The 11,723-nt window shown below is 73.4% G+C and carries 12 protein-coding genes and 1 pseudogene; 10 read left to right on the top strand and 3 right to left on the bottom strand.

The genetic code is table 11. The features are described 5' to 3' along the window. The first annotated feature begins 141 nt into the window (after positions 1 to 141). From CCR87_RS09985 to CCR87_RS09965, 6 genes and pseudogenes are all read left to right on the top strand, one after another. The gene (locus CCR87_RS09985; protein ID WP_201157382.1) at positions 142 to 1,488 is read left to right on the top strand and encodes a TldD/PmbA family protein; all 1,347 of its coding nucleotides are present in this window, start codon (positions 142 to 144) and stop codon (positions 1,486 to 1,488) included. Continuing rightward, positions 1,481 to 2,299 carry an inositol monophosphatase family protein gene (locus tag CCR87_RS09980; protein WP_201157381.1) on the top strand — a complete coding sequence of 273 codons (819 nt, stop codon included), beginning with the start codon at positions 1,481 to 1,483 and terminating at the stop codon, positions 2,297 to 2,299. The genes CCR87_RS09985 and CCR87_RS09980 overlap by 8 nt, the downstream gene beginning before the upstream one ends. Before the next feature lie 96 nt (positions 2,300 to 2,395). Beyond that, a complete protein-coding gene (locus CCR87_RS09975) occupies positions 2,396 to 2,641 on the top strand; it encodes a DUF4170 domain-containing protein (RefSeq protein WP_201157380.1) in 246 nt (81 codons plus the stop codon). 76 nt (positions 2,642 to 2,717) lie between these two features. Then, positions 2,718 to 3,284: pseudogene (locus CCR87_RS17260) on the top strand (glycosyltransferase N-terminal domain-containing protein); the annotation flags it as partial. 433 nt (positions 3,285 to 3,717) lie between these two features. Beyond that, the gene (gene lpxK / locus CCR87_RS09970; protein ID WP_201157379.1) at positions 3,718 to 4,734 is read left to right on the top strand and encodes a tetraacyldisaccharide 4'-kinase; all 1,017 of its coding nucleotides are present in this window, start codon (positions 3,718 to 3,720) and stop codon (positions 4,732 to 4,734) included. A gap of 74 nt (positions 4,735 to 4,808) precedes the next feature. Then, the gene (locus CCR87_RS09965) at positions 4,809 to 5,132 is read left to right on the top strand and encodes a 2Fe-2S iron-sulfur cluster-binding protein (protein WP_201157378.1); all 324 of its coding nucleotides are present in this window, start codon (positions 4,809 to 4,811) and stop codon (positions 5,130 to 5,132) included. Between the two features lie 55 nt (positions 5,133 to 5,187). Here the strand turns inward: CCR87_RS09965 and CCR87_RS09960 are convergent, their stop codons facing one another. The 3 genes from CCR87_RS09960 to CCR87_RS09950 form a co-directional block, all read right to left on the bottom strand. Further along, on the bottom strand, positions 5,188 to 6,921 hold the full coding sequence (locus CCR87_RS09960; protein ID WP_201157377.1) for an ABC transporter transmembrane domain-containing protein: 1,734 nt from the start codon (positions 6,919 to 6,921) through the stop codon (positions 5,188 to 5,190). 63 nt (positions 6,922 to 6,984) lie between these two features. Next, positions 6,985 to 7,380, bottom strand: a complete 396-nt coding sequence (locus CCR87_RS09955) for an OB-fold nucleic acid binding domain-containing protein (protein WP_201157376.1) — start codon at positions 7,378 to 7,380, stop codon at positions 6,985 to 6,987. A 216-nt stretch (positions 7,381 to 7,596) separates the two neighbouring features. Then, the gene (locus CCR87_RS09950; RefSeq protein WP_201157375.1) at positions 7,597 to 8,466 is read right to left on the bottom strand and encodes a branched-chain amino acid aminotransferase; all 870 of its coding nucleotides are present in this window, start codon (positions 8,464 to 8,466) and stop codon (positions 7,597 to 7,599) included. 147 nt (positions 8,467 to 8,613) lie between these two features. Between CCR87_RS09950 and CCR87_RS09945 the strand changes: the two genes are divergently transcribed. From CCR87_RS09945 to CCR87_RS09930, 4 genes are all read left to right on the top strand, one after another. Continuing rightward, positions 8,614 to 9,141 carry a MarR family winged helix-turn-helix transcriptional regulator gene (locus CCR87_RS09945; RefSeq protein WP_201157374.1) on the top strand — a complete coding sequence of 176 codons (528 nt, stop codon included), beginning with the start codon at positions 8,614 to 8,616 and terminating at the stop codon, positions 9,139 to 9,141. Between the two features lies 1 nt (position 9,142). Then, on the top strand, positions 9,143 to 9,847 hold the full coding sequence (locus CCR87_RS09940; RefSeq protein WP_201157373.1) for a response regulator: 705 nt from the start codon (positions 9,143 to 9,145) through the stop codon (positions 9,845 to 9,847). A gap of 63 nt (positions 9,848 to 9,910) precedes the next feature. Then, positions 9,911 to 10,999 carry a zinc-binding dehydrogenase gene (locus CCR87_RS09935; RefSeq protein WP_201157372.1) on the top strand — a complete coding sequence of 363 codons (1,089 nt, stop codon included), beginning with the start codon at positions 9,911 to 9,913 and terminating at the stop codon, positions 10,997 to 10,999. 11 nt (positions 11,000 to 11,010) lie between these two features. Beyond that, positions 11,011 to 11,723, top strand: a 713-nt coding sequence (locus CCR87_RS09930; protein WP_274609769.1) for an enolase C-terminal domain-like protein, incomplete at its 3' end; no start/stop codon positions are given.

The raw sequence follows: 11,723 nt of genomic DNA, 5'->3' as shown, positions 1-11,723 counted from the left end.
CCTGACGGCACCCCGCTTGCACCCCCACCCTTGCACCGCCGGGCCGCGCGGCCTAGGTCGCGCGGGGGTGGGGACGCCGCCTGCCCCGGATCATCCGCCCTGGCGCATGACCCGTTCCCTGCCCGCGAAAGGACACCGCGCATGACCGATACGCTCGCACCGCTGACCGAGGCGCTTCTGGACGCCGCGCGCAAGGCCGGCGCCGAGGCCGCCGACGCGCTGGCGATCGAGGGCCGGTCGCTGGCGATCGACGTGCGCGCGGGCCAGCTGGAACAGGCCGAACGCGCCGAGGGCGTGGAGATCGGCCTGCGGGTCCTGATCGGACGGCGGCAGGCCTGCGTGTCGGCCTCCGACACCCGGCCCGACACCCTGCACGAGATGGCCGCCCGCGCCGTCGCCATGGCCCGCGAGGCGCCCGAGGACCCGCATGTGGGGCTGGCGGACGCGGACGCGCTGTCGGCGCTGCGCGATGCCGACGGGCTGGAGCTGATCGACCCCGCCGGTGACCCCGCCCCCGCCGCGCTGGAGGACGCCGCCCGCACCGCCGAGGCCGCAGCCCTCGCGATCGAGGGCATCAGCATGGTCGAAAGCGCCTCGGCGGGATGGGGCTGGCAGGCGGTGCACATGGCGGCCTCCAACGGATTTTCGGGCGGGTATGCGCGCACCGGATCCAGCCTGTCCTGCGTGGCCATCACCGGCGAGGGCACGGGCATGGAGCGCGACTGGTGCGCCGAAAGCCGCATCTTTGCCGCCGACCTGCCCGGCCCCGACGACATCGGCCGACGGGCGGCGGAACGGACGCTGGCCCGGCGCGGGGCGCGCAAGCCGCCCACCGGGGCCTGGCCGGTGCTGTTCGACGAACGGGTCGCGGCCTCGCTGATCGGGCATCTGCTGGCGGCGGTGAACGGCACGGCGGTGGCGCGCGGCGCGTCATGGCTGCGCGATGCGATGGGGGCGCAGGTGCTGCCCTCGGGGCTGAGCGTGATCGAGGATCCGCGCGCGGTGCGGCTCGCGGCCTCGCGCCCCTTCGACGGAGAGGGGCTGCCCACCGCCCGCCGCGCCATCGTCGAGGACGGGGTGCTGCGCTCCTGGGTGCTCGACCTGGCGACGGGGCGGCAGCTGGGACTGCCGAGCACGGCCAACGCGGCGCGCGGCACCTCGGCCCCGCCCGCGCCCGCGCCCGGCAACATCATCCTGACGCCCGGGCGCCACAGCCGCGAGGCGCTGATCGCCGAGATGGGGCGCGGGCTGGTCGTGACCTCGATGCTGGGGGCCTCGATCAACCCCACGACGGGGGATTATTCGCGCGGGGCCGCCGGCTTCTGGGTCGAGGGCGGCGAGGTCGTGCACGCGGTCAACGAATGCACCATCGCAGGCAATCTGCGCGACATGCTGCACGGGCTGGTCCCCGCCAACGACGCGCGCGCGCACGCCACCCGCCAGGTGCCCAGCCTGCTCGTGGATGGGTTGACGATTGCCGGTGCCTGACACGGATCCCGGACCCTGCGCGGCGCGCGACGCGGCCGATCTTGCGCTGCTGAGCGACGCCGCGCGGGCGGCCGGGGCCATCGCGGCGGCCCATTTCGGCCAGGGCCCCGCAAGTTGGCACAAGGACCACGGACAGGGCCCGGTCTCCGAGGCCGACCTGGAGATCGACCGGATGCTGCGCGCGCGCCTGACCGCCGCGCGCCCCGACTATGGCTGGCTGAGCGAGGAAACCGAGGACGACGCCGCCCGGCTGGGGGCCGCCTCGGTGTTCATCGTCGATCCGATCGACGGCACCCGGGCGTTCCTCAAGGGTGACAAGGGCTTTGCCCATGCGCTGGCGGTGGTGCGCGCGGGCCGGGTGCACGCGGCGGTGGTGCATCTGCCGCTGATGGGGCTGACCTACTCGGCGCGCCGGGGCGGCGGCGCGCACGAGGGCGCGCGGCCCCTTGTCGCGGGCGGGCGCGCGGGGCTGCGCGGGGCGCGGGTCCTTGCCTCGGCGGGCCAGCTGGCGCCGGAGCTGTGGCCCGGCGGCCTGCCGGTGCTGGAGCGGCATGTGCGCCCGTCGTTGGCCTGGCGGCTGTGTCTGGTGGCCGAAGGCGCGTTCGACGCGACACTCAGCCTGCGGGACACATGGGACTGGGACACCGCCGCCGCCGCCCTGATCGCCGAGGAAGCCGGCGTGCGCGTCACCGACCGCCACGGCGCGGCGCTGAGCTTCAACACCCCGCAGCCGCGCAGCGCGGGCCTGATCGCCGCCTCGCCCGCCCTGCACGCCGAGGTGCTGGCGCGGCTGGGCCACGGGGCGGGTTGACCCGCCGCCGCGCCGCAGTAGGCTGCGCGCCTCGCCCCCGCCGGGGCGACCCCGCCACCCGGCCCCTGACGCATCCGAGACCCCGGAGGACACCCGATGACCCAGCGCCTGCACCTCGTCTTTGGCGGAGAGCTTGTGGACCCCCAGCGCACCACCTTTCAGGATGTGGACAACATCCACATCGTGGGGATGTTTCCCGACTATGCCAGCGCCCATGTCGCCTGGAAGCGCGAGGCGCAACGCACCGTCGACGACGCCCACACCCGCTATTTCATCGCCCACATCCACCGGCTGCGCGACGAGGAAGCCGAGGCCAGCCCCACCGAGGAACTTGGCGCCTGAGCCCCGCCGCACCGGTGCCCGGGTGATCCCCCCGAATGACCCGCACGCCACCCGGGCCGGGACCACGGTCGGCACCATGGACCGCGCGCTGGCGCTGACGCTGTATCTGGCGGGGGCGGGCGCGCGGCGGCCGGACGGCATGGGGGCCGCCGTGCCGCCACCGCCGCCGGGCCGTCCGCTGGTCTGGCTGCACGCGCCGCAGCCGGGTGTCGACGACCTGGGTGACCTGCGGGGGCTGGGCACGCTGGCGGCGCGGCTGGGTGGTGCGCGCCGCGGGCTGGGGCTGATCCTGACGCATGGGTCGGCGGCCCCGGTGCGCACCGGGCGCACGCCGCAGGGGCTGGCGGTGCACCCGGCGCGGGACCACGATCTGGCCTGGGCACGCGCGGCCTTTGCCGCCTGGGACCCCGGGGCGCTGGTTCTGGGGCCGGGCCCGCTGCCCCCCGCGCTGATCGCCGCCGCCCGCGAGGCCGGGCGCCCGGTGTTCGTGGTCGCGGGCCGGATGCCGGGCGTGGCCACGCGCTGGCGGTCCCTGCCGGGGCTGCAACGGGCGCTGCTGCGCCAGCCCGAGCGCATCCTCGTGCGCGATGCCGCCTGCGCGCGGGCCTATCGCCGCGCCGGCGCCCGGCCCGAGCGGATCGAACAGATCGGCCCGCTGGCGCTGCTGCCGGGCCCCCTGCCCCATACCGCCGCCGAACGCACGGCCCTGGCGCGGCGCTTCGGCGCACGCCCGTTGTGGCTGGCCGCCTGCGTCCCCCCCGACGAGGAGGCCGCGGTCCTGGCCGCCCAGCGCATCGCCCAGCGGCTGGCGCACCGGCTGCTGCTGGTGCTGGTGCCCACCGACCCGGCGCGCGGCCCCGCCCTGGCCGAGGCCGCCGCCGCCGAGGGCCTGCGCGCCGTGCGCCGCGCCGCCGAGGAGGAGCCCGACGACGACACCCACCTCTATATCGCCGACACCGAAGGCGAACTCGGCCTGTGGTATCGCCTGGCGCCCGTGACGTTCTTCGGCGGCACGCTGAGCGGCACCGACAGCTGCGATCCGCTGGAGGCCGCGGCGCTGGGCTCGGCGGTGGTGCATGGACCGGCGCCGGTGGTGGCGACGTCCCAGCCCGCCCGACCGACCCGGGCTGTGGCCGCGTGTGCTGGCGCCGCTGGGCGCGCTCTATGCCGCGGGAACCGCGCGTCGGCTGGCGCGGGGGCGCGCGATGGCCCATCGCGCGGGCGTGCCGGTGATCTGCGTGGGCAACCTGGGCGCGGGCGGCGCGGGCAAGACCCCCACCGTCATCGCCCTGATCGAGGCGCTGTCGGCGCGCGGCATCCCCGCCCATGTCGTCAGCCGCGGCCACGGCGGCACCACCCCCGGCCCGCTGCGCGTGGACGAGCGCCGCCACCGCGCCGAGGCCGTGGGTGACGAGCCCGTGCTGCTGGCGGCCTTTGCCCCGGTCTGGGTCGCGCGCGACCGCGCAGCAGGCGTGCGCGCCGCCGAGGCCGCCGGGGCGCGCGCGGTGATCCTGGATGACGGGTTCCAGAACCCCTCGGTCGCGCATGATCTTGCCATCGTGGTGGTCGACGCCGCGCGTGGCTTCGGCAATGGCCGCCCCATCCCCGCCGGCCCCCTGCGCGAGCCGGTGGCGGCGGGGATGGCGCGCGCCGATCTGGTGCTGAGCATCGGCGACGCGGCCGCGCAGGCGGCGTTCGATGCGCGCTGGGGGGCGGCGGTGGGCGCGGTGGCGCGGGTGCGCGGCGCGCTGGAGCCGCTCCAGACCGGGATGAGCTGGCGCGGCCTGCGCGCGCTGGCGTTCGCGGGCATCGCCTATCCCGAGAAGTTCTTCGCCACGCTGCGCGCGATGGGCGCGGATGTCGTGCGCACGCTGGCGCTGGACGACCACCAGCCGATCCCCGCCCCGCTGATGGCCCGGCTGGAGGGCGAGGCGCGCACGCTGCGTGCCCAACTCGTGACCACGGAAAAGGACGCGGCCCGCCTGGCCCCCGCGCTGCGCCGCCGGGTGCTGACGTTGCCGGTGCGGCTGCGGCTGTCGCAAACGGCGGCGCTGGAGGCGGCGCTGGACCGGCTGTTCGGGCCGCAGGCATAGGGCCGCCGCCCTCTGGCCATTCAGCCCCGCGTGGCCTATGTCACCGCCGCAAGGTCAGGCAAGGGAACGGCTGAATGGCAAAGATCACCTATGTCGAATGGGGCGGCACGGAACATGTGGTGGAGGTCCCCGACGGGATGACCGTCATGGAAGGCGCCCGCGACAACGGCATTCCCGGCATCGAGGCCGATTGCGGCGGCGCCTGCGCGTGTTCGACCTGCCATGTCTATGTCGATCCTGCCTGGGTGGACAAACTCCCCGCGCGCGAGGCGATGGAGGAGGACATGCTCGACTTCGCCTTTGAACCCGACCCTGCGCGTTCGCGCCTGACGTGCCAGCTGAAGGTGTCGCCGGCGCTGGACGGGCTGAAGGTGTTCATGCCCGAAAAGCAGATCTGATCACGGATCTGATCGCGGCGCGGCGCGGGGTAGCGTCCCGCGCCGCATGGCCCCCTCAGCCCGCGCGGGGGGCGGGATCGGCCCATTGCGCCTCGGACAGGCGGCGATAGGTGCCGGGGCGGGCCATCAGCTGCGCGTGGCTGCCCAGATCGGTGATGCGCCCCCCCTCCACCACGGCGATGCGGTCGGCGCCCCGGATCGTGGCCAACCGGTGCGCGATCACCAGAACGGTGCGCCCGCGCGCCAGCTCCTCCAGCGCGGTCTGGATCTGCCGCTCGGTTTCGGTATCCAGCGCCGAGGTCGCCTCGTCCAGGATCAGCACCGGCGGATTCTTCAGGAATATCCGCGCGATGGCCACGCGCTGCTTCTGCCCGCCCGACAGCTTGACCCCGCGTTCGCCGATGGGCGTGTCCAGCCCCTGCGGCAGATCCGCGATCACGCCCTCCAGCCGGGCGCGGCGGGCCGCCGCCACGATCTCGGCCTCCGAGGCATCCAGCCGACCATAGGCGATGTTGTCGCGCAGCGTCCCCGCGAACAGGAACACGTCCTGGCTGACGATCCCGATCTGGCGGCGCAGCGACGCCTGCGTGACCGCGCGGATGTCATGGCCGTCCACGGTGATGCGCCCGCCCTGCGCCTCGTAGAAGCGCGGCAGCAGCGCCAGCAGTGTGGTCTTGCCCGCGCCCGAGGGACCGACAAAGGCCACCGTCTCGCCCGGCGCGATGGACAGCGACACATCGCGCAGGACGGGACGGTCGGGGTCATAGCCGAAGGTGACGCCGTGAAACGCGACCGCGCCACGCACGGCGGGCAGGTCGGGCGCGCCGGGGGCGTCGGTGATCGTGGGCGCGGTCGCGAGGAATTCCGAGTACCGCCGGAACCCCGCGATGCCCTTGGGATAGGTCTCGACCACCGCCGCGATCTTCTCCAGCGGCTGATAGAGGACATTGATGAGCAACAGGAACCCGACAAATCCCCCGACGCTCAGGCTTCCGGCCATGACGAACCATGTCCCCGCCACCAGGATCACCAGCTGCACCACCCGCATGCCCAGGAAGTTGATCGCCAGCGTCGCCGCCATGATGCGATAGGCGCCGAGCTTGACCCGCCGGTAGGCCTCGTTGTCGGCGGCGAACAGGGCGCGCTCATGCGCCTCGTTGGCGAAGGCGCGCACGACGCGCACGCCGCCCACGTTCTCCTCGATCCGGGCGTTGAAGGCGCCGACGCGGGCGAACTGGTTGCGGAAGTTCAGCGTCATCTCGCCGCCGTAGCGGATCACCAGCCACATCACGACGGGCGCGATGCACGCCGCGATCAGCGCCAGCGGCGGGTGCACCATGAACATCAGCGCCAGCGCACCGACAAAGGTCATGATGGCGACGAACAGATCCTCGGGGCCGTGGTGGGCGACCTCGCCGATCTCCTCCAGGTCCTTGGTCAGCCGGCCGACCAGATGGCCGGTCTTCTGGTCGTCGAAAAAGCCGAAGGACAGCCGTTGCAGATGGTCGAACGCGCGGGCCCGCATCTCGGTTTCGATCGCGATGCCAAGGACATGGCCCCAGTAGGTGACAATCACCATGAGCACGGTGTTCACAAGGTAGATCGCAAGCAACCCCGCCGCCGCCCAGCCGATCAGCGCCCAGTCGCCACGCGGCAGCAGCGTGTCCACGAAGGCCGCCACCGCCAGCGGGAACCCCAGCGACAACAGCCCCGACAGCACCGCACAGCCGAAGTCGATCAGGAACAGCCGCCTGTGCGGCGCATAGTAGGACAGGAAATCGCGCAGCACTGGATGGCCCCCCGGTGAGTGGTCGCAGCATAGCCCCCCCGCCCGGGGCGGCAAGGCGCCCCCTCAGGGCTGGTCGGCGGCGCGGGTGCCATCGGCGGCAAAGCCCGGCTGCAGCAGCCGGTCCAGCAGGTGCGAGATGTCCTCGATCCGCTCGGCCACCACATGGACCACGCCCGACTGCCGCTGCACGCGCCCGGTGACGCGCAGCAGCCGTCCCGCGATCACCGCGCGGCGGAACCGCTCATGCACCCGGGCCCAGACGACGACATTGCAGGGGCCGGTCTCATCCTCCAGCGTCAGGAAGATGACGCCGTGGGCGGTGCCCGGCCGCTGGCGGCACAGCACCAGCCCCGCCACCGCCACCCGCGCCCCCGCCGGCGGCCGGTCGAGCCACCCCGCCGGGATGCAGGCCGGTGGCCGGGGCCAGCCCGGTCGGGGAGGGGGCGAGATCTCCAGCATGAGAACATAAATAGAACATTCACTCCGGCCCGCGCAAGCCCCACACGCCCCCCGCATGCCCAAAGGCAAGCAAGGGGCCGGCGGACCATCCCCGCCGGCCCCCGCCGTGCCCGCTCGACCTCCTCCGCCGGCGGGCACTATCCCGATCATGGGCCCGATCATGGGCCCCGATCATGGGCCCCGATCATGCGCCCCCATGTTGCGCATGATGGCGCCTCAGGCGCGCACGAGGCGGTCGTAGTCCTCCACCATCTGACGTGCGAGGGCGCCGACCTCGAAATTGTAGTCGCCGATCTGGCCCACCGGCGTGACCTCGGCGGCGGTGCCGGTCAGCCAGCACTGCTCGAAGCCCTCCAGCTCGGACGGCGCGATGTGGCGCTCGTGCACCTGGATCTGGCGGGCCCGCAGCAGGTCGATCACCGACCGGCGGGTGATGCCGTCGAGGAAACAGTCGGGGATGGGGGTGTGCACCTCGCCGTCCCGCACGAAGAAGATGTTGGCGCCCGTCGCCTCGGCCACGAAGCCGCGGTAATCGAACATCATGGCGTCCGAACAGCCCTTCGCCTCGGCCGCGTGCTTGGACATGGTGCAGATCATGTAAAGGCCCGCGGCCTTGGCCTGGAACGGCGCGGTCTCGGGCGCCGGGCGGCGCCATTTGGCGATGTCCAGCCGCGCGCCACGCACCCGCGCGTCGCCGTAGTACGCGCCCCACTCCCACGCCGCGATCGCCAGCCGCACCGGGTTGCGGCGCGAGGCCACGCCCATGTCCTCACCCGCGCCGCGCCAGGCGATGGCGCGCACATAGGCGTCGGTCAGCCCGTTGGCGGCCAGCACCTCGGCCTTGGCGGCCTCGATCTCGTCGACCGTGAAGGGGATCTCGAAATCGATCATCGACGCGGACCGGCGCAGGCGCTCGGAATGCGCGCGGCTCTTGAAGATGCGCCCGCCATAGGCGCGCTCCCCCTCGAACACGGAACTGGCGTAGTGCATGGCGTGCGTCAGCACATGCACATTGGCCTCGCGCCAGGGCTGCATCGCCCCGTCCATCCAGATCAGCCCGTCGCGGTCGTCATAGGCTCCGGCCATGGCCACCCCACCCTTTTTTCGCGATGTTGCGCACATAACGTCCGCATCGGACATAATGTTGCGTATTTACCGGGCGACTCGCTAACAGTCGGCCCTTGGAATGTCAACAAGACTGACGTAACTTCCCCACGACCACAGGGGGGCCCCATGACCGACCGATCCAGCCTGCGCGACCAGCCCCCCGCCCCCTCGGGCGGAGAGGCGCTGCTGTTCCTGACCGACGAGCAGCTGCGCAAGGGGATCGAGGCGATGTTCTTTGCCTATCGCGGCTTCACCGCCGATCCCGACCGCATCCTGGCCGAACTGGACTATGGCCGCGCGCATCACCGGGCGCTGCATTTCATCAACCGGATGCCGGGCACCACGGTCTCCAACCTGCTGGCGATCCTGGGCGTGACCAAGCAGTCGCTGAACCGCGTGCTGCGCGCGCTGATCGCCGAGGGGCTGGTGGAAAGCCGCATCGGCCGCACCGACCGGCGCGAGCGTCACCTGCACCTGACCCCCGCCGGCGCCACGCTGGAGCGGCGTCTGTCGCAGGCACAGCGGGCACGGATGCGCGCGGCCTATCGCGCCGCCGGCCCGGACGCGGTGGCGGGGTTCCGGCAGGTGCTGGAGGCGATGATGGACGACGAGATCCGCCACCAGTACCACGCCCTGCGCGACCCGAGGGGCTGAGATGCCGACCGAGGCCGCCCCCCACCTGCTGATCGTGGACGACGACGCCCGCATCCGGGCGCTGCTGCAACGCTTCCTGCAGGGCCACGGGTTCTGGGTCAGCGCCGCGCGCGATGCCGCCCATGCCCGGCGCCTGCTGGAGGGGCTGGCGTTCGACCTGATCGTGCTCGACGTCATGATGCCGGGCGAGGACGGCCTGAGCCTGACACGCGCGCTGCGGCTGCGGGGCGCCACGCCGATCCTGCTGCTGACCGCACGCGGCGAAACCGACGCGCGCATCGCGGGGCTGGAGGCGGGCGCCGACGACTACCTGCCCAAGCCCTTCGACCCCAAGGAACTGCTGCTGCGGATCAACGCCATCCTGCGCCGCGTCCCGCAGGAGATCGCCCTGCCGCGCCTGCTGCACCTCGGCCCCGCGCGCTATGACGTGGAGCGCGGCGAGCTGCGCCGGGGCGAGGCGCTGGTGCGGCTGACGGCGACCGAGGCCGCGCTGCTGCGCATCTTCGCCGCCCACCCCGGCGAGACACTGTCCCGCACCGCCCTGATGGACGAGATCGGCGCCGTGCGCACCGGCGCCGAGCCGATGCAGGAACGCGCCGTCGACGTCCACATCACCCGCCTGCGCCGCAAGCTGGAGGACGACCCCCGCCAACCCCGCCACCTGCAGACCGTGCGCGGCGAGGGGTACGTGCTGATCCCCGACTGAGGCCCCCCGCTTGCCAACCGCCGGGCGCTGCGCGATCACTGGGCCCGACACGAGGGAGGGACCATGCGCAGCATCAAGGCCGCCGTCTGCCACGACTTCAACGCGCCCCTGCGGGTGGAACAGGTCCACCTCCGCCCCCCCGGCGCCGGAGAGGTGGAGGTCACGCTGGAGGCGGTGGCGATCTGCCACTCCGACATCAGCTATGCCGAGGGGGCCTGGGGCGGCGATCTGCCGGCCGTCTATGGCCACGAGGCCGCGGGCCGCATCACCGCCATCGGCCCCGGCGTCACCGGCTGGGCCGAGGGGCAGCGGGTGATCGTCACGCTGATCCGCTCTTGCGGGGGCTGCGCGTCCTGCGCCTCGGGGGCGCCGGTCTATTGCCGCGACGCGCCCGCGCTGGCGCCGCCGCTGACCACCGCCACGGGCGGCGCGCTGAAGCAGGGCCTGGCCTGCGGGGCGTTCGCCGAAGCGGTGGTCGTGCAGCCATCGCAGCTCGCCGCCGTGCCCGACGACATGCCGGCGGAACAAGCCTGCCTGCTGGCCTGCGGCGTGGTCACCGGGCTGGGGGCGGCCGTGCACACCGCCGCCGTGCGCCCCGGCGAGGTGGTGGTGGTGATCGGCGCAGGCGGCGTCGGCCTCAACGCGATCCAGGGCGCGCGGCTGGCGGGCGCGTCGCGCATCATCGCGGTGGACATGAGCGCCGACAAGCTGGAGGCCGCGCGGGCGTTCGGCGCCACCGACGGGGTGCTGGCGGGCGACGCAAAGCCCTGGCGGGCGGCGCGCGATGCCGCGGGCGGCCGGGCGGCGGATGTGGTGCTGGTGACGGTCGGCGCGATCCCGGCCTATCAGGTGGCGATGCGCTACCTCGCGCCGCGCGGGCGGATGGTGATGGTGGGCATGCCGCACTCGGGCGAGGTGGCGTCCTACGAGCCGGTGGTGGTCGCGGCGCAGGGCCAGGCCATGGTCGGCTCGTTGATGGGCGAGGTCGTGCTGGGCCGCGACATTCCCTGGATGGTGGACCTGTGGCGGCAGGGGCGGCTGGAACTCGCGGGCCTGATCTCGGGCCGCTGGGCGCTGGAGCACATCAACGAGGCCATCGCCGACACCCGCGCGGGCCATGCCCGGCGCAACGTGATCCTGATGGACGGCTGACGGAGGCGCGGATGAAACTCGCCGATCTGGAGGTGATCGTGACCGCCCCGCCCGCGCCGGGCTGGGGCGGGCGCTACTGGCTGCTGGTGCGCGTCACCACCGCCTGCGGCATCACCGGCTGGGGCGAATGTTATGCCGCCGCAGTCGGCCCCGCCGCGATGACCGCCGTGATCGAGGATGTCTTTGCCCGCCACATGGCGGGCGAATCCCCCGAGAACATCGAGCTGATGTTCCGCCGGGTCTATTCCTCGGGCTTCACGCAGCGGCCCGACCCCACGGTGATGGGCGCGTTTTCCGGGCTGGAGATCGCCTGCTGGGATATCCTGGGCAAGGCGCGCGACCGTCCGGTGTGGGCGCTGATGGGCGGGCGGCTGGGGGATCGGCTGCGGGCCTATACCTACCTCTATCCGGCGCCGGGCGAGGATGTGGCGGCGTTCTGGACCGACCCTGAGGCCAACGCCCGCGCCGCCGCACGCGCCAGGGACGCCGGCTGGACGGCGGTCAAGACCGATCCCGCCGGCCCCTACACCATCCGGGGCGGGCACCAGCCCGCGCTGTCCGACATCGTGCGAAGCGCCGCGATGGCCGCCGCGATCCGGGACGCCGTGGGCGAGCGCACCGACATCCTGATCGGCACGCACGGGCAGTTCACTGCCGCCGGTGCGATCCGGCTGGCCCGGGCGCTGGAGCCCCACGCGCCCCTGTGGTTCGAGGAACCCGTCCC

Origin of the sequence: Rhodobaculum claviforme, assembly GCF_016653255.1 — a bacterium.
GTDB lineage: Bacteria > Pseudomonadota > Alphaproteobacteria > Rhodobacterales > Rhodobacteraceae > Rhodobaculum > Rhodobaculum claviforme.
This window is presented reverse-complemented; position numbering and strand designations above follow the sequence as displayed.

Coding starts and splice junctions, on each gene's coding strand:
- CCR87_RS09940 (WP_201157373.1), top strand. CDS start 9,143: ATGCCGACCGAGGCCGCCCCCCACCTGCTGATCGTGGACGACGACGCC.
- CCR87_RS09950 (WP_201157375.1), bottom strand. CDS start 8,466: ATGGCCGGAGCCTATGACGACCGCGACGGGCTGATCTGGATGGACGGG.
- CCR87_RS09985 (WP_201157382.1), top strand. CDS start 142: ATGACCGATACGCTCGCACCGCTGACCGAGGCGCTTCTGGACGCCGCG.
- CCR87_RS09955 (WP_201157376.1), bottom strand. CDS start 7,380: ATGCTGGAGATCTCGCCCCCTCCCCGACCGGGCTGGCCCCGGCCACCG.
- CCR87_RS09975 (WP_201157380.1), top strand. CDS start 2,396: ATGACCCAGCGCCTGCACCTCGTCTTTGGCGGAGAGCTTGTGGACCCC.
- CCR87_RS09935 (WP_201157372.1), top strand. CDS start 9,911: ATGCGCAGCATCAAGGCCGCCGTCTGCCACGACTTCAACGCGCCCCTG.
- CCR87_RS09965 (WP_201157378.1), top strand. CDS start 4,809: ATGGCAAAGATCACCTATGTCGAATGGGGCGGCACGGAACATGTGGTG.
- lpxK (WP_201157379.1), top strand. CDS start 3,718: ATGGACCGGCGCCGGTGGTGGCGACGTCCCAGCCCGCCCGACCGACCC.
- CCR87_RS09945 (WP_201157374.1), top strand. CDS start 8,614: ATGACCGACCGATCCAGCCTGCGCGACCAGCCCCCCGCCCCCTCGGGC.